The sequence below is a fragment of the Enterobacter sp. 186315 genome (assembly GCF_053290175.1).
Genome location: NZ_JBPTTK010000006.1, coordinates 49328 through 72128 on the forward strand (window position 1 = coordinate 49328; position 22801 = coordinate 72128).

General features: G+C 49.8%; 30 protein-coding genes and 1 pseudogene. 21 read left to right on the top strand and 10 right to left on the bottom strand.

Annotated features, from left to right (window positions below):
- Window positions 1-93: 93 nt before the first annotated feature.
- From ACSVHP_RS08835 to ACSVHP_RS08860, 6 genes are all read right to left on the bottom strand, one after another.
- A complete protein-coding gene (locus tag ACSVHP_RS08835) occupies window positions 94-1770 on the bottom strand; it encodes a DUF4041 domain-containing protein (RefSeq protein ID WP_447551684.1) in 1677 nt (558 codons plus the stop codon).
- 530 nt (window positions 1771-2300) lie between these two features.
- Entirely contained in the window at window positions 2301-2570 is a 270-nt protein-coding gene (locus tag ACSVHP_RS08840; RefSeq protein ID WP_447551685.1) for a hypothetical protein, read from the bottom strand.
- A 50-nt stretch (window positions 2571-2620) separates the two neighbouring features.
- Complete coding sequence (locus ACSVHP_RS08845; RefSeq protein WP_447551686.1) at window positions 2621-3667, bottom strand: phage integrase; 1047 nt, start codon at window positions 3665-3667, stop codon at window positions 2621-2623.
- Between the two features lie 83 nt (window positions 3668-3750).
- Window positions 3751-4386 (bottom strand): HEPN domain-containing protein, encoded by a 636-nt coding sequence (locus tag ACSVHP_RS08850; protein WP_447551687.1) that lies wholly within the window; start codon window positions 4384-4386, stop codon window positions 3751-3753.
- Complete coding sequence (locus tag ACSVHP_RS08855) at window positions 4367-5521, bottom strand: DUF262 domain-containing protein (protein ID WP_447551688.1); 1155 nt, start codon at window positions 5519-5521, stop codon at window positions 4367-4369. Before ACSVHP_RS08855 ends, ACSVHP_RS08850 begins: the two co-directional genes overlap by 20 nt.
- Before the next feature lie 8 nt (window positions 5522-5529).
- Window positions 5530-6183, bottom strand: a complete 654-nt coding sequence (locus tag ACSVHP_RS08860) for a phage repressor protein CI (RefSeq protein ID WP_447551689.1) — start codon at window positions 6181-6183, stop codon at window positions 5530-5532.
- Window positions 6184-6242: 59 nt separating this feature from the next.
- Here ACSVHP_RS08860 and ACSVHP_RS08865 point away from each other — a divergent pair, with 59 nt between their 5' ends.
- From ACSVHP_RS08865 to ACSVHP_RS08875, 3 genes and pseudogenes are all read left to right on the top strand, one after another.
- Window positions 6243-6446 (top strand): hypothetical protein, encoded by a 204-nt coding sequence (locus tag ACSVHP_RS08865; RefSeq protein ID WP_045355697.1) that lies wholly within the window; start codon window positions 6243-6245, stop codon window positions 6444-6446.
- 65 nt (window positions 6447-6511) lie between these two features.
- Window positions 6512-7021, top strand: a complete 510-nt coding sequence (locus ACSVHP_RS08870; RefSeq protein WP_447551690.1) for a phage regulatory CII family protein — start codon at window positions 6512-6514, stop codon at window positions 7019-7021.
- Between the two features lie 7 nt (window positions 7022-7028).
- Window positions 7029-7214: pseudogene (locus ACSVHP_RS08875) on the top strand (phage filamentation protein Fil family protein); the annotation flags it as partial.
- 196 nt (window positions 7215-7410) lie between these two features.
- On the opposite strand, the gene ACSVHP_RS08880 reads toward ACSVHP_RS08875, so the two are convergent.
- Complete coding sequence (locus ACSVHP_RS08880) at window positions 7411-7659, bottom strand: hypothetical protein (RefSeq protein WP_393947977.1); 249 nt, start codon at window positions 7657-7659, stop codon at window positions 7411-7413.
- Between the two features lie 78 nt (window positions 7660-7737).
- On the opposite strand from ACSVHP_RS08880, the gene ACSVHP_RS08885 reads away from it, so the two are divergent.
- The 7 genes from ACSVHP_RS08885 (at window position 7738) to ACSVHP_RS08915 (ending at window position 13507) form a co-directional block, all read left to right on the top strand.
- Window positions 7738-8079, top strand: a complete 342-nt coding sequence (locus tag ACSVHP_RS08885; protein WP_447551691.1) for a DUF5347 domain-containing protein — start codon at window positions 7738-7740, stop codon at window positions 8077-8079.
- Between the two features lie 66 nt (window positions 8080-8145).
- Window positions 8146-8379 (top strand): DUF2732 family protein, encoded by a 234-nt coding sequence (locus ACSVHP_RS08890; protein WP_447551692.1) that lies wholly within the window; start codon window positions 8146-8148, stop codon window positions 8377-8379.
- The gene (locus ACSVHP_RS08895; RefSeq protein WP_045355693.1) at window positions 8379-8606 is read left to right on the top strand and encodes a TraR/DksA family transcriptional regulator; all 228 of its coding nucleotides are present in this window, start codon (window positions 8379-8381) and stop codon (window positions 8604-8606) included. The genes ACSVHP_RS08890 and ACSVHP_RS08895 overlap by 1 nt, the downstream gene beginning before the upstream one ends.
- Window positions 8603-9475 (top strand): DNA adenine methylase, encoded by an 873-nt coding sequence (locus ACSVHP_RS08900; protein WP_447551693.1) that lies wholly within the window; start codon window positions 8603-8605, stop codon window positions 9473-9475. The genes ACSVHP_RS08895 and ACSVHP_RS08900 overlap by 4 nt, the downstream gene beginning before the upstream one ends.
- A 10-nt stretch (window positions 9476-9485) precedes the next feature.
- Entirely contained in the window at window positions 9486-11822 is a 2337-nt protein-coding gene (locus tag ACSVHP_RS08905) for a replication endonuclease (protein WP_447551694.1), read from the top strand.
- A gap of 385 nt (window positions 11823-12207) precedes the next feature.
- The gene (locus ACSVHP_RS08910) at window positions 12208-12642 is read left to right on the top strand and encodes a hypothetical protein (RefSeq protein ID WP_447551695.1); all 435 of its coding nucleotides are present in this window, start codon (window positions 12208-12210) and stop codon (window positions 12640-12642) included.
- Between the two features lies 1 nt (window position 12643).
- Window positions 12644-13507, top strand: coding sequence for an LPO_1073/Vpar_1526 family protein (locus ACSVHP_RS08915; protein ID WP_447551696.1), 864 nt, complete (start codon window positions 12644-12646; stop codon window positions 13505-13507).
- A 22-nt stretch (window positions 13508-13529) separates the two neighbouring features.
- Here ACSVHP_RS08915 and ACSVHP_RS08920 read toward each other — a convergent pair whose 3' ends face one another.
- Together ACSVHP_RS08920 and ACSVHP_RS08925 are read right to left on the bottom strand one after the other, a co-directional pair.
- A complete protein-coding gene (locus ACSVHP_RS08920; protein ID WP_447551697.1) occupies window positions 13530-14558 on the bottom strand; it encodes a phage portal protein in 1029 nt (342 codons plus the stop codon).
- Window positions 14558-16324 (bottom strand): terminase ATPase subunit family protein, encoded by a 1767-nt coding sequence (locus ACSVHP_RS08925; protein ID WP_447551698.1) that lies wholly within the window; start codon window positions 16322-16324, stop codon window positions 14558-14560. The genes ACSVHP_RS08920 and ACSVHP_RS08925 overlap by 1 nt, the downstream gene beginning before the upstream one ends.
- Before the next feature lie 140 nt (window positions 16325-16464).
- On the opposite strand from ACSVHP_RS08925, the gene ACSVHP_RS08930 reads away from it, so the two are divergent.
- From ACSVHP_RS08930 to ACSVHP_RS08980, 11 genes are all read left to right on the top strand, one after another.
- Window positions 16465-17298 (top strand): GPO family capsid scaffolding protein, encoded by an 834-nt coding sequence (locus tag ACSVHP_RS08930; RefSeq protein WP_251999870.1) that lies wholly within the window; start codon window positions 16465-16467, stop codon window positions 17296-17298.
- A 15-nt stretch (window positions 17299-17313) separates the two neighbouring features.
- Window positions 17314-18378: a phage major capsid protein, P2 family gene (locus tag ACSVHP_RS08935; protein ID WP_447551699.1), complete on the top strand. Its 1065-nt coding sequence runs from the start codon at window positions 17314-17316 to the stop codon at window positions 18376-18378.
- 3 nt (window positions 18379-18381) lie between these two features.
- A complete protein-coding gene (gene gpM / locus ACSVHP_RS08940) occupies window positions 18382-19029 on the top strand; it encodes a phage terminase small subunit (RefSeq protein WP_447551700.1) in 648 nt (215 codons plus the stop codon).
- Between the two features lie 94 nt (window positions 19030-19123).
- Complete coding sequence (locus tag ACSVHP_RS08945) at window positions 19124-19588, top strand: head completion/stabilization protein (RefSeq protein ID WP_447551701.1); 465 nt, start codon at window positions 19124-19126, stop codon at window positions 19586-19588.
- Complete coding sequence (locus ACSVHP_RS08950; protein WP_447551702.1) at window positions 19588-19791, top strand: tail protein X; 204 nt, start codon at window positions 19588-19590, stop codon at window positions 19789-19791. The genes ACSVHP_RS08945 and ACSVHP_RS08950 overlap by 1 nt, the downstream gene beginning before the upstream one ends.
- 3 nt (window positions 19792-19794) lie before the next feature.
- Complete coding sequence (locus ACSVHP_RS08955) at window positions 19795-20010, top strand: HP1 family phage holin (RefSeq protein ID WP_214601210.1); 216 nt, start codon at window positions 19795-19797, stop codon at window positions 20008-20010.
- Window positions 19991-20506 (top strand): lysozyme, encoded by a 516-nt coding sequence (locus ACSVHP_RS08960; RefSeq protein ID WP_447551703.1) that lies wholly within the window; start codon window positions 19991-19993, stop codon window positions 20504-20506. Before ACSVHP_RS08955 ends, ACSVHP_RS08960 begins: the two co-directional genes overlap by 20 nt.
- A complete protein-coding gene (lysB, locus tag ACSVHP_RS08965; protein ID WP_447551704.1) occupies window positions 20503-20931 on the top strand; it encodes an Rz-like lysis system protein LysB in 429 nt (142 codons plus the stop codon). The genes ACSVHP_RS08960 and lysB overlap by 4 nt, the downstream gene beginning before the upstream one ends.
- A complete protein-coding gene (gene lysC, locus ACSVHP_RS08970; protein ID WP_447551794.1) occupies window positions 20816-21064 on the top strand; it encodes an Rz1-like lysis system protein LysC in 249 nt (82 codons plus the stop codon). The genes lysB and lysC overlap by 116 nt, the downstream gene beginning before the upstream one ends.
- The gene (locus ACSVHP_RS08975; RefSeq protein ID WP_447551705.1) at window positions 21027-21458 is read left to right on the top strand and encodes a phage tail protein; all 432 of its coding nucleotides are present in this window, start codon (window positions 21027-21029) and stop codon (window positions 21456-21458) included. Before lysC ends, ACSVHP_RS08975 begins: the two co-directional genes overlap by 38 nt.
- Window positions 21451-21900 (top strand): phage virion morphogenesis protein, encoded by a 450-nt coding sequence (locus ACSVHP_RS08980; RefSeq protein ID WP_447551706.1) that lies wholly within the window; start codon window positions 21451-21453, stop codon window positions 21898-21900. Before ACSVHP_RS08975 ends, ACSVHP_RS08980 begins: the two co-directional genes overlap by 8 nt.
- On the opposite strand, the gene ACSVHP_RS08985 is transcribed toward ACSVHP_RS08980, so the two are convergent.
- A complete protein-coding gene (locus tag ACSVHP_RS08985; protein ID WP_447551707.1) occupies window positions 21886-22788 on the bottom strand; it encodes an FRG domain-containing protein in 903 nt (300 codons plus the stop codon). The two genes, ACSVHP_RS08980 and ACSVHP_RS08985, sit on opposite strands and share 15 nt — an antisense overlap.
- Window positions 22789-22801 lie beyond the last annotated feature (13 nt).

The window sequence follows — 22801 nt, forward strand, 5'->3', positions numbered from 1 at the left end:
GTTGGAGGTCCAACCTTTAGGGTGCAATTCTCCGTGACTGCTTCAGTTAAAAATGCAAAAAGTTGTATGTAGATATTGGAAAAGACTTTTATCTTAAGCGACAATCAATTCTTTGTTTTCAACTTTTTGGATTTTTCTTTCATTTTCAATGGCTAACGATTCTCTATACTCTTTAGCAACTGCATGTATAGTCCAGTGTGCACTGATGCTCATATCTTCGATAGTAGATTTAATGTCCTTAATGCCAACATTAAAGAACTCTTTACGTGAATTAACTTTGTTCAGCTGCTTATCATTAAATACTTTGTGCAAGTGTTTTTCTAAGGAGGGGGCATCATCACTATAGATCATTGCATGTACATCAAATGAGAAAGGCACGCTTGCGTCGCTAAGTTCACGGACGCGGTCTAATGGCTCAAGTCGACGAGTCATACCAATTTTATATACATTTTCTCCAAAGGAACCAATGTTGCTAATAATATAAACATGACCTGAGCGAGTTTGTTGTGCCATTGAAATAGCTCGCTGATTTTTAGCTTCGGCTTCATCATACTTGGCTTGTAGCTCAGCTAATTTCTTCTCAAGAGCGAGGCGTTGTTCTTCGCCTGCAAGCATTAATTCTTTTGTTGCCTTATCAATAGCGAGTTGAATAGTCTTCTCTTCTTTTTCAGCTTCTTTTATTGCTTTCTCATATTCTCGGCGTGCTCTCTCTTCTTCTCGTAATTGCTCTTTAATACGTCGCTGCTCTTCTTTTTCTTCAAGCATAATTTCATTTACCGCAACGCCCCATTTGAGTTCGTTAAGCCGTGCCTGGAGATAGATATCGGAGATTTTAGCGGATCTGAATGCAGAACCATTATGGTTTACTAATTGGAAAGCATCTTTAATCTCTTGTGAAAGTTTACCAAAATTATTGTGTTTTATTTTTGAAAGGATACTGTCAACTTTCCCATTAAATGCATCCAAGACAAAGTTGATAGCAGTATTACGCCTGTTCGTTTCAACGTAGTCGCAGGTAGCTGCTTTGCTCATTTTGATCAGAGATTTGGTCAGTTCCCTTGCTTTAAGAAGCTCTTTACCTGCATCGGTAAACTCATAGTTCTCTGCTAGTTCATCCAGAACGCTTCGGTTCGGCACTATCCATTCATCGCCGTAACCATTAATTTTATTTTTCATGGAGTTAACTACTGCCTGATAAGTTTCTGCTAATTCCTTAGCCTCATAGGCTGAACCTGCAATCTCTTTCGCGCGAACTTGTGCATTCTCGATAATTCTCATTGCATTATCATTTGCGTTGGAAACGAGTTCATTAGCTTTAATTTCAGCAGCATCTAAACGCTCTTTTGATTTTAAACGGATATCACGCGCATCTTTAGTTAGTGATTTTGCTTCTTCATTAGCATTGCTTATCGTTAATCGAGCTTGATTGTTGGCTTTTAAAATAGCATCAGATGCTTCAATTTGAGCATCGTTGATTTTCTCCCTGGCTATTGCATCAGCATTTTTTATTTTTATCTCAGCATCTAACACTGCTCTATGTAATTTTTCATATTGCCATAGAGAAGATGCTCTTTCTTCAAGGTCTGAGTAGAGGTTGATATTTTTCGTCAATTCCTCTTGACGTTCAGATAACTGTTTGGAAAGGTCGATGTAACGTTTATTTAGCTCCTCGAGTTCTGCTTTGAAGTGTTTGGTTTTTGTAATAAAATATAAAGCCAGGATTGGTGCTGAAATGGCCAATAATAATATTACAATGAGTAAAAATTCCATTACTTAACCTTTTGTTTTATGGATTTAAACGATTGAGTATATTTTTCGTATATTAGCGTTACAACGTAAAAGACTATACTCTAAGCTATTGGATGTGATGGTTTATCATCCTTGCTGGAGTATTGTATTCAGTCTCATTGGCAGGAACACACTGTTTTGATCAACGAAAGTCTAATTTTGTTTCAGTAATTTGTTCTAAATGGTTTATATGAAATGGCTATTGATGGCGTAAATGTTAATTCAAAATTAAGTCAAAAAAGGAATATATCAAGATATCTTAAACCGTTTCCTGTCCGCTTGTCTGGAAAGGAGAACCCTGTGTCCATCGGTAGCTGTTTGGTTTTGATGGTCGTTAGCCTTAGCTTGCCGACATAGGGATTTAGGGCAACAAAAAACCCATTTATGTAAACGGGTTAGTGAAAACAATGACTTACAATATAATCAATAAGTTAGGTTAGTGGTAAGGTGTGGCGATTATGGGGCAATGCCAACCGCTGCCGCCACTTTGTCGCCACTTGGCTCATAGTTACTTACCTTAAACGCCAAGGGCCACTCTCTTTGAGCTGTTCGACTAATCCATCTTCTTCAAGTTCACGTAACAACGCTACAACCCAATATTGCTGATTCGAGCTAGTAGCCTTCGGTTTTGCTCCCCAATCGAAGCCACAAAGTTTGAATACTTCAGATTGTTTAATTCCTTTGCCATTTTTTTGCCCATCAGGATGCTTTGCCAGAACAGCAAGCGCCAATTCTTTAGCATTAGTACGAAGCTCTAAACCCTGTTTCTGTAACTCATTCATAATCATATTTCCCTCATAATCAAGACCGTCCTGATATTACTCCCCAACTATCAGGTGCGCACGTGAGTCGCGTTAATTGGTAGCTGATCCATGGTTGCCAGGGGATTGAAGCGTAGGGCCGTTTCTAGGTGATCAGGTGCCAGGTGGGCATAGCGCATGGTCATTTTTATGTCGTGATGGCCCAGAATTTTCTGGAGTGCAAGGATGTTCCCGCCGGACATCATAAAGTGTGCTGCAAATGTATGGCGCAGGACGTGGGTAAGCTGTCCGCGTGGAAGTACTATAGAGGTTTTCTCCATCACGGATAAAAACTGGAAGTAGCAGTCAGTAAAGAACTTGAAGCCATCCAGGGCAATGATTTCCTCGTACAGCTCTTTGTTGATTGGAATACTGCGGTTCTTCTTGCCTTTGGTTCTGACAAACGTGATTCGATACTTTGTGACCTGGGAACGTGTGAGGTTCACAGCTTCGCGCCAGCGTGCACCGGTGCTCAGGCAGATTTTAACAACCAGAGCGAGTAGGGAGCTTTGCAGGTTACAGTCGTACAAAAGTTCGGTGATTTGCTCATGTGTGAGCCAGGCCATTTCCTTTTCTGCAATGGTGAACTTGCGCATATTCTCCAGTGGGTTCGGCGCAGTCCATTCGCCCAGCCGAGCCAATTCACTAAAGACTCCACTAAGATAGCTTTGTTCAAGATTGATAGTTACCGGGCTGGCACCTTTCTTCCACTTCTCACTGAAATAGATTTCACCCGTCAGGCGTTTGTCACGGTAATGCGCGAACAATTTCGAGCTGAGATCAGTAGCGAGAGGGTTTCCGAGTGCATCAACCATTAGAACCAACTTGTCGTAAACATGCTCGCCAGCGGTCAGGGATTTGCCGTGCAGTTTGAACCAAAGTTCCACGACGTCTTTCAGAGTGCGACGGTCTACCGATTCACCCAGCCAGGGCTTAGTCTCTGCCTCATCCATTATGTGACGCTCAAAAGCCAATGCTTCACCTTTGGTGGAGAACTGCTTACGGACACGTCGCCCGCTGCGCCCTGCAGGGTAGCATTCACAAATCCATTTCCCAGTGGGGAGTTTTCGTACTGCCATAAAAAAGCCCTCATGTCTGAGGGCTAAATTTAACTGTATGTTTGAACAGTGGTCAATGTATGATTATGACGAAAAAAAATATTTCACAATGCAGTGCTTTGACTATCCGAAGCATTAGCTGCCCCAACTTGCATAGCATCAATCACAACTTGTTGAGTCACCATATTACCATTCACACCTGTTGTAGCAGCGCCAGTAACTGATTGCGCCTCCAATTCCAGAATGGAAGACTCCATCATTTCCATTATAACTATACAATCAATAAAATAATCGTAGACATTTTTAAAGGAAGTTGTTGGGCTTTTTCCATGAGCGAAGTCATTACGTGCAGTATTTAAAGATTTTAACGAGTCCTGCAACCTTTCTTTATCTACATCGCCGTTAACTTTACTTTTGAACTTTTTACTCCACTCTTCATCAAATGACCCAAGTGCTTTACAAATATTATTGTAGTTTGGGTTCATTGAACTATTTCTAAATTTCTCATCAATAAACCTTTGAACTTGTTCACTATGTTCGGTATATCTATGATCACTGATGATAGTTTTAAATGAATATTCAATGGTGCCGCAAGCTTTTATTATTGAATAGCGTGTTAAAAACGGAACGGGATTAGACGTGCCACCTAACAAATCAATAATACCCTCGATACGCTCGAGTTCTTGCAGACAGCTCAATATGCTAGTTTTAGCGGCTGAATTAACGATATTCAAGGCCATAAAGTGACTCCAGTACCATGGAAATTCTGCCGTGTATATTTTCTATTTGCATTGTACCGGAGGTAATATGTCCCCGGAATATTGGATTCTGTAGCAAAGCAAGCCTTCTTTCTTCTAGATCATCAACATTAAAATCTTCGCCAGATTTCAGCGCGATAGAAGTAGCTACATAGATTGCATCAAAAATTGTTGGGTAGAAACGTCGGCGAACTCTAGAGGGATCCGAAGAAATTATATTAAAGAATGCTTCTCCACCTATATTTTCATAGATGAATTCAATAGTATCCTCAAAATCATGCTTTATAAAATCAATTGTGTCCGGATTGTTGTTTATTCTGGAACCCATGAATTCATTAAGTAATTTTTTTAAGGAAATATTTCCGGCTTCATGGTTTTTTATCTTGTTTGAATTAAGTGCGAGACCGCGCAAGATAAATTCCATATCTCTCATGCGGGCGTCTGGCTTGGTGAGACCAAATAATTCTCTCCATTCAAGATTGTTATTTAAGTCAATCAACAATGAGTTCAATGAACCTTGATATACACAATTTCTTATTTCCTGTGCCATCAATGAACGACCACCTGTATTAATTCTCTCGAATATCTGATAAAGGCTTGTATCATCGCTTGATGGACTTGTTTGCTCAAAAATTATTGCGTGAATTGTAGTGGCGCGTATTTTCTTTTTTTCTGAAATAGATAGTTCTGAAAACGCTTTTCCTCTCCATTGCGAATTAATTTTTTTGCTGTCTGAAAGTTTGAAAACTCTCCCATCTTTAGACCATATGCCTGTTACAAAATCGTATACGGTCATAATCCTCTGGAAACCATCTATAATTAGTTTATTTTCATCAGAGGTATTAGCTAGGAAAATACTTGGTACTGGTAGTCCTAAGAGAAGTGAATCAATGAATCGGCTTGCCTCAACTTTATCCCAGACATAATTTCTCTGGAGTTCAGGTTTTTGGAGTTCATTTTCTTCATACATGGTGATTAGCTCTCTAAAGGAAAGATCTGCCCCCCATGAATTTATATTATAGAGATCGTCATTCGAATACGAATCATCCTGTTCTTCGAGAATGACTTCTATATTGTCATCAACGTTTTCATTTTGTAATACATCAATATTAGACATGCATCCCTCTATTTTTTATTGAGTGTCAAAACTACTTTTGAGTGAAATTTTACTTCATTTATATTGCATTCGAAAACAACTTGCTTATTTTTTACTTGAATTTTATTACCTGGGGTTCTAGTAATCATTCGCAAAGTTAAGTCTCCGTCAATATCAATTATCCACTCACCATCTTGGATAGAGTTAAAATCCATTTCACAAACATGAGTAAGACATTCATTAATAACAATTAAGCAAGGCGACTTCGTATCTTTGGATAAAAGTTCTTTATCAAAGACACAAAATCCATTGTCGATTAATTTGCCCTTTTCAAGATGCATTATTGGTATTTTCAGTGAGTGAACTGATTCTTTTTCACCCTTAAACCCTTCTCCAAAGGCAAGCCATTTTAGTGGTGTGTGGGTTTCCATAGCACATTGAAGTACCCAGTCTGCAGGAAAGATGTCACGCATATAACGTGTCGCCATGGTGCTTTTAGATACGCCCAAGTGATCACAGAGTGCTTGGCGCGTAGAAAAGCCATAGGCTTCAACTAAACGCTCGATAACTTTCTTTCCGCCGCTATTGAAATCCAAAAGACCTCCAAAACAATCTAAATTGCATTGAAAGATTCCAAAAGCGATCTTAAAGTTGAACTCGAAGTCTTCTTTTGGAGCCTTCACAACTAATCACGATAAACAACGGCTCGCCACAAGCCGAACTAAAGAAGGAATGTTGCACCATGACCCCAAACATTTCAATCACTCTGAATACACCGCACGTCACAATTGAGCGCTATAGCGAACTTACAGGCCTTCCAGTCGATACGATCAATGACATGTTGGCTGATGGTCGCCTTCCGCGCCATCGTCTCCGTAAAGATAAAAAGCGCGAAAAGGTCATGATTAACATGGCTGCTCTGACTGTAGATGCACTATCGGCTTAAGAAAAGTTTGTTTATCTCTGTCATGTTTAAGGTTCGATTTTGCGATAAGTTCGGAGATGAAAACTATGTTTGATTATAAAGTTTCCAAACAAAAACACTTTGATGAAGCCTGCCGGGCTTTTGCTCTACGTCACAACATGGCGAAGCTGGCCGAACGCGCAGGTATGAATGTTCAAACCTTGCGAAATAAGCTTAACCCTGAACAACCACACCAGCTCACAGCACCAGACATATGGCTACTCACCGATCTCACCGAAGACTCAACGCTAGTTGATGGTTTTCTTGCGCAGATCCATTGCTTGCCATGCGTACCGACCAATGAAGTCGCACGAGAGAAAATTCCTCAGTACGTCCTGAAAGCCACCGCCGAGATCGGCCGCGTCGCTGCAAGTGCAGTTTCAGGTGTTCAACTGAACGCAACCACCCGTCGCCAGGTTGTTGAAAGCGTCAATTCTGTTACCCGTCTGATGGCTTTAACTGCTATTTCGTTGCAGGCGCGTTTACAGGCCAACCCTGCAATGGCAAGTGTCGTCGATACTGTGACGGGTCTTGGCTCTTCTTTTGGGCTGAGCTGAGGTGTTTATGCTGAATAACGAACCTTCATTCGCATCACTGCTCGTTAAGCAAAGCCCGGCCCCGCATTACGGTCACGGCTGGATAACTGGAATGGATGGTAAACGCTGGCATCCATGCCACTCGCAGGATGCCCTGTTGGCTGAGCTGTCCGCAGCAAAAACGGAGGGCAGCAAATGGCGAATTGTTCGATTGGTGTGTTTTATCAGTTTCGTTACAAAGGGGAAAATTACTCAATTCATGAGGATGAGCTGGTCTGCTGCTATCCATCGATTTCGGGAGATGGGAGTTACTTCTTCACGCTGAAGGATGGAACTTTCTTCCGGGGTGAGCAGGTGAAAGAAGTGATGCGAAAAAACACATCACCACTCGAAATTTATCGCCAGTACTCTTAACGATAGCGGTCAATCATCTGCTGGATTTTATGACTGAATTCTTGATGTTTAACAAAGTCGAAACGCAGTTTGTTTAGCTCCTCGCTGAGGATGGTAAAGAATGCTTCCCGATTTGATGAGTCACTTCGGAAGAGACTATGAAGTAGTCCCGAAATCAAGATCTGCTGCGCCGCGAGTTCATCGCGAAGTTCCGCAGTCTCGTTTTCAAGTTGTTCGATACGTTCCTTTTCAATCTGACTCAACATTAGTACATCCCCAAGGCTATCAGTTTTTGCGGGGGAAAGCATACCAGAGAAAAAGGTCGAATGGTTTGGAGTTCGGTGATGGCTATTGAAGGTGATAGTGCGACTGTTCCGCTAAGCGCTGGCCTCCGCCTTAATGGGTTAAACCACATCGCGGAATTAAGGGCGAAAGTGTTTGGCTTAAATATTGATTCAGAACTAGAGCGCTTTATTAGCGATATGCGGGACCAACGGGATATCAATCATGAGCAGAATAAACGCGCACTAGCCGCAATATTCTTTATGGCAAAAATTCCGGCGGAACGTCATAGCGTCAATGTTAGTGAGCTGACGACTGACGAAAAGCGGGAGCTGATTAAAGTAATGAACCATTTTCGTGCAGTGGTGAGCTTATTTCCCAAACGGCTAACCATGCCGAATTAAACCAAACCAGAAATTAATGGCGTAAACCCGCCGGGCATTCTTTTGCCCAAATTCAGGAGAAACACAATGCGAAATATTGAAACCCGAACAACCAACACCGGACCCGATGATGCCGGGCTTCACCTGATGTTGACTGAAGCGCGCATGGAGGAACGCCGGGGCCGCGCTGATGTATTTGCTGCTCATCTTGAAAAACTGGCGGTGCATATCACTCGCGGCAAACTCAGTGGCACCGAAGCGGCAGAGCTGCTGCGTAACGCTGCCGAAACCATCCAGAACGAAGCACAGGAGATCCACTGATGGCTGATTCAATGGACCTTGTGCAGCAGCGCGTGGAAGAAGACCTCCAGCGCCACATCCACAACGCCCGCGCCAAAGTGCCAGGCGTTTCCCGTGTTCTCTGCATTGACTGCGACGCACCGATCCCACCAGCTCGCCGCCGCGCTATTCCCGGCGTGCAGTGCTGCATCACCTGTCAGGAAATCGCTGAACTGAAAGGCAAGCACTACAACGGAGGTGCTGTATGAGCACGATTCTGAAATGGGCGGGTAATAAAACCGCTGTCATGCCCGAGTTAATGAAGCATCTGCCTGCCGGTTCTCGCCTGGTTGAACCGTTCGCGGGTTCGTGTGCTGTAATGATGGCGACAAACTATCCTCAATATCTTGTCGCAGATATTAATGCCGACTTAATCAACCTTTACAAGAAAGCTGCCCAGCACACTGAAGAATTAATCGTATGTGCACTGGTATTTTTCAGAGAGGATAATAATGCTGAAAGCTATTATCAAAACCGTTTGCGATTCAATACCGATACGACTCTGACCGCGCTGGAGCGTGCTGCTCTGTTTTTGTATTTGAATCGTCACTGTTATCGCGGGCTGTGCCGGTACAATCTGAACGGGCAATTTAATGTTCCGTTTGGCAACTATAAAAAACCTTATTTTCCTCACGCCGAAATTCTCACCTTTGCAGAAAAGGCCCGCCGGGCCACGTTTATCTGCGCCAGCTATGACGAAACATTGGCAATGCTGCAGGCGGGTGATGTGGTGTACTGCGATCCACCTTATGACGGTACTTTTACGGCTTATCATACTGCAGGATTTACTGAGAGTGACCAGTATCACTTAGCCTCTATTCTTGAGCGTCGTTCATCTGAAGGGCATCCGGTTATTGTATCAAACAGCGATAGCTCGCTGATTAATTCCATTTATCATAATTTCACCCGTCACCGTATAACCACTAAGCGCAGCATGGGTATTGAGCCAGGTGAGGGGAAATCTGCAGACGAAATCATAGCTGTTTCTGAATGGGTTCCGCCTGTGCCTTTGTATGGACATGCCGCATCCTTCTATCAGCGCTTTAAAAAGCATGGTTTGCCACGTGGCAAAGTCTGATTGCTACGGTATGGCTTTTCCTTGGAATGCCGCAAGAAAAGCCATAAACCCATACCATGACCCGGCAGAAGTTGCGCCGGGTTCAGCACTTTCAAACCTGATCACTCTGTACGCTGCCGACAACGAGCAAGAGCAGCTGCGCCGCGAAGCGCTGAGTGATCAGGTCTGGGAGCGTTTCTTCTTCAATGAGTCTCGTGATCTTGTCCAGCGTGAAATGGAGCAGGATAATCTCATCAGCCGGGCAAAAATGGCTCGTGAGCAGCAGCGTGTTAATCCCGATCTGGTGATTATCGCTGACGTCAGCGCTGAACCGTCCCACATCAGCAAGCCATTGCTGGAACGCATTAAATACTTTCATGGCCTGGGCCGGGCAAAGGCTTATTCCCGTTATCTGCGCGAAACTATCAGACCATGCCTAGAGCGTCTGGCGCGTGTGCGTGACAGCCAGGTGTCTGCTTCCTTCCGGTTCATGGCAAGCCATGACGGTCTGGAGGGGCTGCTGGTTCTGACTGAAATGAGTCAGGACCAGGTAAAACGCCTGTCTACGCTGGTTGCGGCACACATGAGCATGTGCCTCGATGCGGCCTGCAGCGATCTGTTTGTGACTGATAACGTCAAGCCTGAGCAAATCCGCCATTCATGGGAAAAGGTAGCAGCAGAGGCCATGCGTCTTGATGTCATTCCGCCTGCCTTTGAACAGCTGCGCCGCAAGAAACGCCGTCGCAAGCCAGTGCCCTATGACCTTATTCCGGGTTCGCTGGCGCGAATGCTGTGTGCCGACTGGTGGTATCGCAAGCTGTGGCAGACGCGTTGCGAGTGGCGGGAGGAACAGCTGCGTGCTGTTTGCCTGGTCAACAAGAAAGCGTCCCCGTATGTCAGCTATGAAGCCGTGATCCACAAACGCGAGCAGCGGCGCAAATCGCTGGAGTTTTTCCAGTCGCACGAGCTGGTGAATGCCGACGGTGACACGCTGGATATGGAAGACGTGGTGAACGCCAGCAGCAGCAACCCGGCGCACCGGCGCAATGAAATGATGGCCTGTGTGAAAGGGCTGGAGCTGATCGCGGAAATGCGCGTCGACTGCGCTGTGTTCTATACCATCACCTGCCCGTCACGCTTCCACGCCACGCTCAACAACGGCAGACCTAATCCGAAGTGGACCAGCGAAACGGTCCGGCAGAGCAGTGATTATCTGGTTGATACTTTCGCCGCATTCCGCAAGGCCATGCACAAAGCCGGGCTGCGCTGGTATGGCGTGCGTGTTGCTGAGCCGCACCACGACGGCACCGTGCACTGGCATCTGCTGTGCTTCATGCGCAAGAAAGACCGCCGCACACTCACTGCGCTGCTGCGTAAATTCGCCATTCGCGAAGATCGCGCCGAGCTGGGCAACAACACCGGCCCGCGCTTCAAATCTGAGCTTATCAATCCGCGTAAAGGCACTCCGACCAGCTACATCGCCAAATATATCAGCAAGAACATCGACGGGCGCGGCCTGGCGAAAGAGATCAGCAAAGAAACCGGCAAATCACTGCGCGACAGCGCTGAGCATGTCAGCGCCTGGGCATCCCTGCACCGTGTCCAGCAGTTCCGTTTCTTCGGTATTCCAGGACGTCAGGCTTATCGCGAGTTGCGACTGCTGGCCGGGCAGGCCGCGAGAGCGCAGGGCGATAAAAAAGCCGGTGCACCGGTGCTGGAAAATCCGCGACTTGATGCGGTACTGGCTGCCGCTGATGTGGGCTGTTTTGCTACCTACATCATGAAGCAGGGCGGCGTGTTAGTTCCCCGCAAAAATCACCTTATCAGAACGGCCTACGAGCTTAACGACGAGCCGGGCACCTACGGCGATCACGGCATCCGTATCTATGGCATCTGGTCCCCGATAGTTGAGGGCAGGATCTGCACGCACGCGATGAAGTGGAAAATGGTTCGTAAGGCCGTTGATGTTCAGGAGGCGACAGCCGACCAGGGGGCAAGCGCCACTTGGACTCGTGGCAATAACTGTCCCCCTGTTGAAAAAACTTACCAGAAAGGGGGCGAATTACCGGGCAGTGAAGAGTCTGCCGCGCTGCCTGATTTCGAGAACATGAGCAAAAAAGAGCTGCGCGAGCTGACCGCGAGGTTGCGGCTGGTCAAACCGAAGCGCCGGAAAGGGTACAAACAGGAGATTACGGATCACCAGCGCCTGCAGCTCAATGCGGAGTTGCTGTCCAGAGGTTTTGACGCCAGCGAAACGGAAGTGGATCTGCTTCTGCGTGGCGGCAGCCTGCCATCTGGAGCCGGGCTGCGCCTGTTCTACCGGAACCAGCGCCTACAGGAGGATGACAAATGGCGTCAGTGGTACTGACGGCTCAGAGAAATGGCATATCTATTAATCAAAGAGTTAGCTGAGTAAAAAACTATTTCAGCTTTAAAATCATATGATGTACTGTATATATAAACAGTAATATTGGGAGGGAGTTGTGAACGATTTGTTCATGGAGTCACTTGCACTGCAGCGGATAGAACTTATGGCCCGGCTGGTTGCCAGCTCAGATTGTAGCGATGACGACAAGGAGGTTGCGATTTCGTGGCTGTCGGAGCTGACAAGCGATCTGGTTACCAGGCTGAATAAATATGGAGTAGGGCAGGATGAGAGTACGCATTAGTGATTCCGCACCATGGGAAACTCCCTCCCATATGGCATCCTGCGGTTTGAGAACGCAGTGCATGTCTATGGTGCATGGATTCGCATGATCCAAAAAGGATCGCAACGGGTCGGGGCCGCCAGAACTGGCGCGCTTTCCGGCCTGTCATGCACCTGCATGAAAACCACTACACAAAGCGGGCAGGCGTGGCGGGGATACGAGCGCGCGCAAATAGACAAAGTTGTAGTTGCACAAGCAATTAACCTTAGATATAAAAAGAATAAAATGGAGCATACCCATATGAAATTTTTGATTAAAATACTAGCTCTAATCTTACTAATTGCTTCAGGTGGCTGGTTTTGGTTTAAGCCTGGTTTCGACTCAGGAATAGCAGTCATTACCGCATTGATCATGTTATTGGGATTGTTTGTTTCAGATAAATTAAATGTTAATTCTCTGAAACAAAAAGTTTCACAAAACTCATGTGGAATACAGGCTGGAGGTAATGTCACTATCTCTACTGGAAAGGAGAAAGAATAAAATGGGAATTATCGGTAAAGATGCTAACCAATCTGTAAGTAATGGTTCGTTCGCATTACAGGCAGGTGGCAATATTCAAATCACCACTGGGTTGTCAGCAGCTGACGTGGTTCAGCTTTTTGACGTACTTTTTCAAAATCAGTTCCCTAGAATTCAGGAGATTGCAAAAGAGCAAGCAATTAGCAATCGAAGAGAGTTGGAAGCGCTTGTGATTAGCGATCTTCACAAGAACTCAGAAAAAATTATTATAGACAAGTTTAAGGATCCGGATATTCAGGCATTGTTAAATGATGCATTAATTTCTGCAGCAAGAAAGGGTAAAAAAGCACATCCGGATTTGTTATCAAAATTAATTGTAGAAAAAGTGTCTGGCGGTAACTCAGATTTGGCAGAAATTATACTAACTGAAGCTGTTAGTGTTGTTCCTAAACTCACTAAGTCTCAGGTCTCTTTGATTTGTGCGATTTTTGTCTTGAATGATGTCCATATAACAACGACTATGGGTGAGGCTATTTATACATTAGAGTCTTTCCATACCAAGCTTGAACATTATTTAGGTAGTGATTTTGATTTATCGGCTGCAAATTTAAGGCATGTTAGCTATACAGGTGCATGGATTTATAATGATTTTATGGGCCGTGAGACTGTTGAGGGTTATCTCCAAAAATATGCTTATTTTGGTGCAAGTAATGCTGGCGAAGCTAAGAAGAAACTGGGATTTATTTCTCCTGCAATATTACGCTTTCTTAATAAAATTAACGCCCCGCAAATAGGTGGCGTTAATTTGACAGGTGTAGGGCAAGCAATAGCTATCACGGCTCTTAAAGAAATAGCCCCTTTTGATTATGCCCAGTGGTTGAAGTAACAAATCATTATTGTTTATGTTTTTACTTTAAATCGTAGGATGTAAAATTCACTACATCCTCCTTCAACCAGTTATTCAGTTCCTGCAGTCGCTTCTGCAATGGCATCAGTTCATTTCTTACGAAGACGCAGCTCGCCTTCTCCACATCCCCAAACCCCCCAACATTGCTCGGCATAATTCCCATCATCTGCGGTGGAACGCGGTGAGCCGCCATCATGTCGTCCCGGCTCACGTTCTTGATATTCAGAAACTCATCTTTAGCCGCGACCTCTGACAGCGGAATGATCTGAATCCCGTCCTTTTTGCCGTTCGGCGAATACATAAACAGGTTGCGGAAGTTCCCCGGCCCTTTAGCGCTTTTCATAGCTTGGCGGATGTTGTTCACGTCCTCCTGGTTCTGCGCGGCGTCGGTCATGTACATGATGAATCCCGCATGGCTGCCGTTGATATAATACTTACGGCGGAACAGGGTGGCGGATTCGTTCAGCAGGGCGGAAGGGATAGCGGAAAGGTATTCCGGCAGGCCGTAAATTTCCTGGTTAAGATCCGGTTCCATCAGGTGAAAGATACTGCCTCTGGTGAATTCATACGGCTGCGTGGTCATGCCGTACTGCACAAACCAGTAAGTATCCAGATCCACACCGCGACGGGTGTATTTCGCCAGCGATGGCTCCAGTGAAAGAATGCCGCCGAGCCGGTTGGTGCGTTTCTCCAGATAGGCGTTACCAAACACAAGATAGTCCTGCACAAAACGGCTGAACGCCTGCTGGCTCAGCAGTGGATGCGGGATAAAGGTGCTGGTCAGAATGTTGCGCTTCACGGCAATCGGCGAGCTGTGGTGTACGGCGGCGCGGTAGGTGCGCGCGAGTCCGTCAAAACTGACCGGCGGCTCATACCAGCGGTCCATCTGCACGCATTCCACGTAATCCAGCAGCTCGCGGCGGTCCAGTACTGGGATCGGGTCGCCAAAGCTGAAGGCTTCTGCTCTTGTCGCGCCGCTGTGCTGAACGCTTTGCGCGGCTGCGGCACGGTTTTTCTTGCTCTTGCCCATCAAAAAATCTCCACAATATTGCTGGTATTGGCGGATTCGCCCTGCAGCGGTTCGTTAAACAGCGCGTGCATCGTCGCCCACGCCAGATCGGCATGGCTGGCTTCTTCACTGCGGCTGGCTTCGTAGGTTGGGCGGTTGCCGCTGGCGGTGGTGGTGCGGCGGATTGCCATAAAGGACTGCGCGATGTCGGTGTGCCCGGCGTCGAACTCCAGGCGGCGGTGGCTGATAATGTCGTACGCCTTGAGCACTAGGGCGTTTTTGACGTTGGGGTTGTAAACGAACTCGCGAACGGCAGGGAAGAACGCCTTCACATTCTCATACACACCGTGGCCGACGCCGGTGGAGTCGATGCCGATATAGGTCACGTTGTACTGCTGCGTCAGCTTTTTGATGGCGTCGGCCTGGGCGCGGAAGTCCATGCCGCGCCACTGGTGACGCTCCAGAATGCGGAACTTGCCTCCCGGCACCGTTGGCGGAGCCATGACCACGCAGCCCGCGCTGTCACCGTTCTGGGTGCCCTTCGCAGGGTCGTAGCCGATCCACACTTCGCGCCAGCCAAACGGACGCAACGCCAGCGCGTGAAAATCTGACCAGACTTCCCAGCTGTCCACCATGCACGCCTGCAGCTCGCTGAGCGGAAACACGGACGCCAGATCGTCGATAAACTCGCACATCAGCAGGTTCTGGTACTCGTCCGGGCTGTACTCCATGCGCAGCTGGTCGATGTCGAACAGGTTACACCCGCCGCGCACCGCATCTTCCACGGTGACAATCTGGCGATACTGCCCGTCCGGACACAGCAGGCCGGGGGCCAGGCTGCCGTGAGTCAGGTCGATATCCACCTTGTCCGCTTTCGCGCGGCCCCGGTTAAACAGCGCACCGGACCAGAACGGATACGCACTGTGCGTCAGGCTCGACGGCGTGGAGAAGTAGGTCTGCCGCCATTTTTTGTGAATGGCCATCCCGGATGCCACCTTGCGCAGCTCCTGGAATTTCGGTATCCAGAAGTATTCATCCAGGTACAGGTTGCCGTGGTAGCTCTGAGCCGTGCGGGCGTTGGTACCGAGGAAGTACAGGCACGCGCCGTTGCTGAGCGTCATCGGGTCGCCTTTCAGCTCCACATCGACCTCTTTAGCAAAGTCGATGATGTACTGCTTGAAGACGTGCGCCTGCGCCTTGCTGGCGGAGAGGAAAATCTGGTTGCGCCCGGTGGTGATGGCGTCAATAAGCGCCTCACGGGCAAAGAAAAAGGTCGCCCCAATCTGGCGAGACTTGAGCAGGTTGCGGATGCGGTGCCGGTTGCCTGCCTCCCACCAGTGGCGCTGGTAGGCAAACATTGAGTCGTGGAATACTGCCTGCAGCTTCTCGATCTGCTCGTCGGTGAACAGGTTCTTTTCCGGTTGCTTGCGCGGGCCTTTGTTGCGGTTCGCCACGTTGGGATTGAGGTCGGCTTCGTTGCCGCCGTCGTTGAATTTGCCGATCCGGGCGTGGCGCTCGGACTGGCGCGCCAGCAGGTCAATCTCCTTGAAGTCTTTCCCTTCTTTCTGCTCCTTCATGATGAGCTGGCAGTAGCGCGCGGCGGTGGTGAGCTGCATCTGATCCAGCGGCCCGTACTCGCCCCATTTGTCGCGCTTCTTCCAGCTGTGAACGGTTGCAACTTTCTCGCCCAGCATTTCAGCAATGCGGGCTACGCGGTATCCCTGAAAGTACAGCAGCATGGCCTGCCGACGGGGATCGAGGTCTGCGGGGGTCAGTGTCATATCCATGGCACAAGCCTACGGCCTTGACTGACCTCTTTCTCCGGCTTCGTTTTGTATGGCGAAAGGCACAAGCGCCGCGCGTTGTCTCACTCCCCCCATCCCCGCAACCATAAGGCTCCAGACAGTTTTCTAACGGAGCACAGCTCATGACAGTGAAAGCAAAGCGTTTCCGCATCGGGGTGGAAGGTGCCACCACCGACGGACGCGAAATCCAGCGTGAATGGCTGGAACAGATGGCAGCCAGCTACAACCCGACGGTCTATACCGCGCTGATTAACCTTGAGCACATCAAATCCTATTCCCCGGACAGCGCCTTTAACCGCTACGGCCAGGTGACGGCGCTGGTTGCCGAAGAAATCAAGGACGGTCCGCTTGCGGGCAAGATGGCGCTTTACGCTGACGTGGAGCCAACCACCTCCCTGGTCGAACTGGTCAAAAAGGGCCAGAAGCTGTTCACCTCAATGGAAGTCAGCCCGAAATTTGCCGATACCGGCAAAGCCTATCTTGTCGGCTTGGCTGCGACGGACGATCCGGCGAGTCTCGGTACAGAGATGCTGGCCTTCAGCGCCAGCGCCGCCCATAACCCGCTGGCGAACCGTAAGCAGAAACCGGACAACCTGTTTTCTGCCGCCGAAGAAACGCTGATCGAACTGGAAGAAATCCAGGACGACAAACCCTCCCTGTTTGCCCGCGTTACCGCGCTGTTCACCAAAAAAGAGCAGACCGACGACGCACGATTTTCCGACGTGCATCAGGCCGTGGAACTGGTCGCCACCGAGCAGCAGAACCTGAGCGAGCGCACCGCGAAATCCCTTTCTGAAAATGGCGAACGTCTGTCCGCGCTGGAATCTTCCCTGCAGGAGCAGCAGGCCGCCTTTGCCGAACTGGAGCAAAGGCTCAACCGCGAAGACAGCCGCAAGGATTACCGCCAGCGTGCTCCGGGCGGTGACGCCCCGGCAGGCACCGTGACCAATTGCTGAGGAGCAAACCAACACATGAAACAGAAAACTCGCTTTGCCTTTAATGCCTACCTGCAGCAGCTGGCGCGCCTGAACGGTGTGGCCGTGACCGAGCTTGCCAGTAAGTTCACCGTCGAACCGTCGGTATCCCAGACGCTGGAAGACGAAATTCAGCAGTCCACCGCGTTTCTGACGCTGATCAACGTGATGGGCGTGGCCGAACAGTCCGGCCAGCTGCTGGGGCTGGGCGTCGGCAGCACCATTGCAGGCACCACCGATACCACCACCAAAGAGCGCGAACCCACCGATCCAACCCTGATGGCGGACGTGGAATACAAGTGCGAGCAGACCAACTTTGACACGGTGCTGACCTACGCGAAGCTGGATCTGTGGGCGAAGTTCCAGGACTTCCAGGTGCGTATCCGCAACGCCATCGTCAAGCGCCAGGCGCTGGACCGCATCATGATCGGCTTCAACGGCGTGAAGCGCGCCAAAACGTCCAACCGTGGCGAGAACGTGCTGCTGCAGGACGTGAACAAAGGCTGGCTGCAGAAAATCCGCGAAGACGCGCCGGACAACGTGCTGGGCATTAAAACGGCAGACGACGGCACCGTAACCATCGAACCGGTGAAAGTGGGCAAGGGCGGTCTGTATGCCAATCTCGACGCGCTGGTGATGGATGCGGTCAACGAGCTTATCGATCCGATTTTCCAGGATGATGACGAGCTGGTTGTGGTCTGCGGGCGTGAGCTGTTATCCGACAAGTATTTCCCGCTGGTCAATAAGGAGCAGGAGAACAGCGAGAAAATCGCCGCCGATCTGATCATCAGCCAGAAACGCATGGGTGGCCTGCAGGCCGTGCGCGCGCCGTACTTCCCGGCAAACGCCGTGCTGATCACCCGCCTGGATAACCTGTCCATTTACTGGCAGGAAGAGACTCGCCGCCGCTCGGTTATCGACAACCCGAAACGTGACCGCATCGAAAACTTCGAGTCCGTCAACGAGGCCTACGTGGTGGAGGACTACCGCTGCGCGGCCCTGGTGGAGAACATCGAAATCGGTGATTTCAGCGCGTCAACTGCACCGGACGCCGGGGAGTAACGCATGAGCCTGAGTCCCGCACGGCAGCACCGCCTGCGCATTCAGGCTGAACAGGCCGCCCGCGAAGGCGGCAGTGTTCGCCATGCCTCGGGCTATGACCTGATGCTGCTCCAGTTGGCAGAAGATCGCCGCCGCCTTAAGGGCATCCAGTCCACGGTGAAAAAGGCGCAAATCAAGGTGGAGCTGCTGCCGAAATATTCCGCCTGGGTGGACGGCGTGCTGGCGGCCGGAGGCGCGCAGCAGGATGACGTCCTGATGTACGTGATGCTGTGGCGTATCGACGCCGGTGACTATGCCGGTGCGCTGGAAATAGGACGACATGCTCTGCGCCATGGCTGGGTGATGCCGCTCGGCAACCGCAACGTGCAGACCGTGCTGGCCGAGGAAATGGCCGATGCGGCGCAAAGCGCGATGCTGGCGGCGGCTCCTTTCGACGCCGACCTGCTGCTGCAGACGCTGGACCTGACCACAGGGCAGGATATGCCGGACCAGTCACGGGCGCGTCTGCATAAAGCCATCGGCGCGGTGCTGAGCGAGAACCATCCGGCATCGGCCCTCAATCACCTCACTCATGCGCTCCAGCTGGATTCCCGCTGCGGCGTGAAGAAAGACAAAGAGCGGCTGGAACGCAGACTGCGCAACGACCGCTGACGGAACGTGCCCCGCGCACGGGCGGCACGGGATGGCGACAGGCACTGCCTCATCAAAATCCCGTCCACCGCCCACTTATTCAGGAGAAGACCGCATGAAGTTTGTTGCGCCCGAACCGGCACCGGAACAGGCGGAGGTCATAAAAAATACGCCGTTCTGGCCGGATGTGGATGTGTCGAAGTTTCGCAGCGTGATGCGCACTGATGGCACGGTTACGCAGCCGCGCTTAAAGCAGGTGCTGCTGACCGCTATCTCCGAAGTGAACGCCGAGCTGTTCGACTTCCGCAACCGCCAGCGAATGCTGGGGTTTCAGGTACTGGCCGAGGTGCCTGCGGACGTGCTCGACGACAAAAACGAACGCATCCAGCACTACCACAACGCTGTCTATTGCTGGGCGCGCGCTGTGCTCAATGAGCGTTATCAGGACTATGACGCCACGGCGTCCGGCGTGAAACGTGGGGAAGAGCTGGCGGAGGCCAGCGGGGACCTGTGGCGGGATGCGCGCTGGGCCATCAGCCGGGTGCAGGATGCGCCGCACTGCACGGTGGAGCTTATCTGATGAAAGTGCGTGCGCACCAGTATGACACGGTGGACGCGTTGTGCTGGCGTCATTACGGGCGCACGCAAGGTGTCACGGAGCAAGTATTACGGGCCAATCCGGGGCTGGCTGAACATGGCCCTTTTTTACCGCACGGGCTGCAGGTGGAGCTGCCGGATCTCCCGACAGCGGCCACCGCGCAGACCGTCCAGCTATGGGATTGAATGATGACGCTTGAACGACTCAGCGCTTTTATCACTTACTGCATCGCCGTGCTGCTGGCATGGCTGGGCGATCTGTCGCTTAAGGATGCGTCAACGGTTGGCGGCGTGCTGATTGGTGTGCTGATGCTGGCAATCAACTGGTACTACAAACACCAGTCTTTCAAACTGCTGCGCGGCGGCAAAATTTCGCAGGGGGAATATGAATCCTTCAATCGTTAAACGCTGCCTGGTCGGGGCGGTGCTGGCTATCGCCGCCACGCTGCCCGGTTTTCAGTCGCTGCACACTTCTGTGGAGGGGCTGAAACTGATTGCCGATTATGAAGGCTGTCGCCTGCAGCCGTACCAGTGCAGCGCAGGCGTCTGGACCGACGGCATCGGCAACACGTCCGGCGTGACGCCTGGCAAAACCATCACCGAACGGCAGGCAGCTCAGGGGCTTATTACTAACGTGCTGCAGGTGGAGCGGGCGCTGGAGAAGTGCGTGGTGCCATCCGTGCCGCAAAAGGTCTATGACGCCGTGGTGTCGTTCGCCTTCAACGTCGGCACCGGCAATGCCTGCAGCTCCACGCTGGTGAAACTGCTGAACCAAAAGCGCTGGGCGGATGCCTGCCGACAGCTGCCGCGCTGGGTGTACGTAAAAGGCGTGTTTAATCAGGGGCTGGATAACCGCCGCACGCGGGAAATGGCCTGGTGCCTGAAAGGGGCAGGGGTATGACGCGCGCGCTGACGGTCATGCTCGCGTTTGTACTGGCGGCGCTGGTCTGGCAGTCGTGGCGGCTGAACACCGCCCGCCACGCCATCGAAACGCAAGGCGAACAGCTGGCGACTAAAGCGCAGGCACTGGCTAAGAAAAACAGCCAGCTGATCGGCCTGTCCATTCTGACCGAAACCAACAGCCGGGCGCAGATGCGACTTTATGCGGCGGTGGAGCAGACCACCGCGCTGCTGCGTCACCGGCAGCACCGGATTGAGGAACTGAAACGTGAAAACGAAGACTTGCGCCGCTGGGCTGACACTCCTTTGCCTGCTGACATTATCCGGCTGCGGAAACGTCCGGCCCTCACCGGAGGTGCAGCTTACCGTGAATGGCTGTCCAAGAGTGACGCCGTGCAGCCTGAACCCGTCAGCGCCGCGCACTAACGGTGACCTGAACACGATGCTGGATGAAACCGAGACCGCCTGGGCGGTCTGTGCCGACAAAGTGGACACGATTATTGCGTGTCAGGAGCGAAACAGTGAACAAGCCGCAGGCCTTACGCCGCGCCCTGAATAAGGCGGTGCCCTATGTGCACGATAACCCGGACAAACTGCATCTGTTCGTGGATAACGGTTCTCTCGTGGCAACTGGCGCGCACTCCATGTCTTGGGAATACCACTACACCCTCAACGTGGTGATCGAGGATTTCAGCGGCGACCAGAATCTGCTGATGGCCCCGGTGCTGCTGTGGCTGAAAGCCAGTCAGACGGATGCCATCAACAACCCGCAGCTGCGCGAAAAGCTGTTCACTTTTGAGGTCGATATTCTGCGCAACGACGTGTGTGATATCAGCCTGAACCTGCAGCTGACGGAGCGTGTGCTGGTCAGCTCCGATGGTGGTATCTCGACGGTTGAGGCGGAGCCAGAACCCGACGAGCCAGAAGAAATGTGGACGGTGAAACGTGGATAATCTGCACAAGGTCGATGAATGGTTGGCGGCACTGCTGGCGAATCTTGAGCCTGCTGCCCGTCAACGCATGATGCGGGAACTGGCGCAGGAACTGCGCTGGAACCAGCAACATAATATTCGGCTGCAACTCAACCCTGACGGCAGCGGCTACGAGCCGCGAAAGGTCAAAGCCAGAACTAAAAAAGGGCGAATTAAGCGGCAGATGTTTTCGAAGCTGCGCACGGCAAAGTACCTGAAAACTGCCGCCAGCGTGGATTCAGCTAGCGTGCAGTTTGCAGGAAAGGTGCAGCGGATTGCTCGGGTGCATCATTACGGTCTGCGTGATCGGGTTAGTCCTAGAGGTCCACACATTCTTTATCCAGAACGCCGTTTGTTGGGGGTATCTGATGAGATGAAATCGAACATTCGCGACTTTATAATTCAAAGATTAACCTTGCTTTAAATATACTATTTTTTCGAATTTAAGTGAGGCTTTGTCTTTATTAATTTCGTCCTGAATGGCTCGGCCTGCTCCATCAAATGTAGGGTAAATATCAGCAGCACTGTACCCTGCTTTATTTAGCAATTTAAAAGCGTTAAATACCTCCGATACAGGTAGTGTATATTTATAAAAGAGTGGGTGTGTATAATCTTCTGTTAATAGCTCAAGGCTTTGCACGGTTGCTTTTTCCCCTCTTTTCCCCAAGTGAGAATGAACTGTAAACAAACCATATTGAGCTGCAAGATGTGGACTTATTGACCCCGCGGCAGAGTGAACTTGTAGTTTTGGGTGTAAATTAATTGCGGTTTGATTAAAAGCCCAAATTGCTAGCTCGGATTCATTAATCCAAGAATTATAATTGGAAATACATGAGCTTACTGCGAAATAATATGCAATATATGGGATTTTAGACCAATCTAATAAGCGAGTGGGAACACCATGATGCTGTGCTAAAGCCATAAGATCTAAAATCTCAGGGTTAGGCCAGGATTCTGGGTTTTGAATCCACTTATCTTGATGTTCAATATCAAGATGTTGTTTCCTGAATGCCGGGCTATCTCCAGGAATGCGCATTCCAATTCTGTCACAATGTTTAACAAATGACATTAGTGATAATATTTCACTAGCAACAACATTTTGTGATTCTGGGCCAAGTTTAGTATTTAGGTATTCAGGTGCATTTCTTAAAGATGAAGGTATTAAATCCCAAGACGCATCACCTTGACCGCGAAAGATGATGTCATCTGGTAGATTCAAGTCTATTTTTTGTGTGGGTGACAATGCATCCCAAAGTTTTGATGCGCATGTAAACTTTCTAAGCTCAAATGCTGCATTTTGCCTTTCTTCCATTAGACTACCTATC

What these genes read in the sequence shown, in the direction of transcription:
- ACSVHP_RS08925 (WP_447551698.1), bottom strand. Translation starts at nt 16,324, where the DNA reads ATGGATATGACACTGACCCCCGCAGACCTCGATCCCCGTCGGCAGGCC.
- ACSVHP_RS08855 (WP_447551688.1), bottom strand. Translation starts at nt 5,521, where the DNA reads ATGTCTAATATTGATGTATTACAAAATGAAAACGTTGATGACAATATA.
- ACSVHP_RS08960 (WP_447551703.1), top strand. Translation starts at nt 19,991, where the DNA reads ATGAATCCTTCAATCGTTAAACGCTGCCTGGTCGGGGCGGTGCTGGCT.
- ACSVHP_RS08905 (WP_447551694.1), top strand. Translation starts at nt 9,486, where the DNA reads ATGGCTTTTCCTTGGAATGCCGCAAGAAAAGCCATAAACCCATACCAT.
- ACSVHP_RS08900 (WP_447551693.1), top strand. Translation starts at nt 8,603, where the DNA reads ATGAGCACGATTCTGAAATGGGCGGGTAATAAAACCGCTGTCATGCCC.
- ACSVHP_RS08840 (WP_447551685.1), bottom strand. Translation starts at nt 2,570, where the DNA reads ATGAATGAGTTACAGAAACAGGGTTTAGAGCTTCGTACTAATGCTAAA.
- ACSVHP_RS08935 (WP_447551699.1), top strand. Translation starts at nt 17,314, where the DNA reads ATGAAACAGAAAACTCGCTTTGCCTTTAATGCCTACCTGCAGCAGCTG.
- ACSVHP_RS08885 (WP_447551691.1), top strand. Translation starts at nt 7,738, where the DNA reads ATGGCTATTGAAGGTGATAGTGCGACTGTTCCGCTAAGCGCTGGCCTC.
- ACSVHP_RS08915 (WP_447551696.1), top strand. Translation starts at nt 12,644, where the DNA reads ATGGGAATTATCGGTAAAGATGCTAACCAATCTGTAAGTAATGGTTCG.
- ACSVHP_RS08835 (WP_447551684.1), bottom strand. Translation starts at nt 1,770, where the DNA reads ATGGAATTTTTACTCATTGTAATATTATTATTGGCCATTTCAGCACCA.
- ACSVHP_RS08985 (WP_447551707.1), bottom strand. Translation starts at nt 22,788, where the DNA reads ATGGAAGAAAGGCAAAATGCAGCATTTGAGCTTAGAAAGTTTACATGC.
- ACSVHP_RS08950 (WP_447551702.1), top strand. Translation starts at nt 19,588, where the DNA reads ATGAAAGTGCGTGCGCACCAGTATGACACGGTGGACGCGTTGTGCTGG.
- ACSVHP_RS08865 (WP_045355697.1), top strand. Translation starts at nt 6,243, where the DNA reads ATGACCCCAAACATTTCAATCACTCTGAATACACCGCACGTCACAATT.
- ACSVHP_RS08910 (WP_447551695.1), top strand. Translation starts at nt 12,208, where the DNA reads ATGATCCAAAAAGGATCGCAACGGGTCGGGGCCGCCAGAACTGGCGCG.
- ACSVHP_RS08955 (WP_214601210.1), top strand. Translation starts at nt 19,795, where the DNA reads ATGACGCTTGAACGACTCAGCGCTTTTATCACTTACTGCATCGCCGTG.
- ACSVHP_RS08930 (WP_251999870.1), top strand. Translation starts at nt 16,465, where the DNA reads ATGACAGTGAAAGCAAAGCGTTTCCGCATCGGGGTGGAAGGTGCCACC.
- ACSVHP_RS08880 (WP_393947977.1), bottom strand. Translation starts at nt 7,659, where the DNA reads ATGTTGAGTCAGATTGAAAAGGAACGTATCGAACAACTTGAAAACGAG.
- ACSVHP_RS08850 (WP_447551687.1), bottom strand. Translation starts at nt 4,386, where the DNA reads ATGGCCTTGAATATCGTTAATTCAGCCGCTAAAACTAGCATATTGAGC.
- ACSVHP_RS08870 (WP_447551690.1), top strand. Translation starts at nt 6,512, where the DNA reads ATGTTTGATTATAAAGTTTCCAAACAAAAACACTTTGATGAAGCCTGC.
- ACSVHP_RS08890 (WP_447551692.1), top strand. Translation starts at nt 8,146, where the DNA reads ATGCGAAATATTGAAACCCGAACAACCAACACCGGACCCGATGATGCC.
- ACSVHP_RS08920 (WP_447551697.1), bottom strand. Translation starts at nt 14,558, where the DNA reads ATGGGCAAGAGCAAGAAAAACCGTGCCGCAGCCGCGCAAAGCGTTCAG.
- gpM (WP_447551700.1), top strand. Translation starts at nt 18,382, where the DNA reads ATGAGCCTGAGTCCCGCACGGCAGCACCGCCTGCGCATTCAGGCTGAA.
- lysB (WP_447551704.1), top strand. Translation starts at nt 20,503, where the DNA reads ATGACGCGCGCGCTGACGGTCATGCTCGCGTTTGTACTGGCGGCGCTG.
- ACSVHP_RS08845 (WP_447551686.1), bottom strand. Translation starts at nt 3,667, where the DNA reads ATGGCAGTACGAAAACTCCCCACTGGGAAATGGATTTGTGAATGCTAC.
- ACSVHP_RS08945 (WP_447551701.1), top strand. Translation starts at nt 19,124, where the DNA reads ATGAAGTTTGTTGCGCCCGAACCGGCACCGGAACAGGCGGAGGTCATA.
- ACSVHP_RS08895 (WP_045355693.1), top strand. Translation starts at nt 8,379, where the DNA reads ATGGCTGATTCAATGGACCTTGTGCAGCAGCGCGTGGAAGAAGACCTC.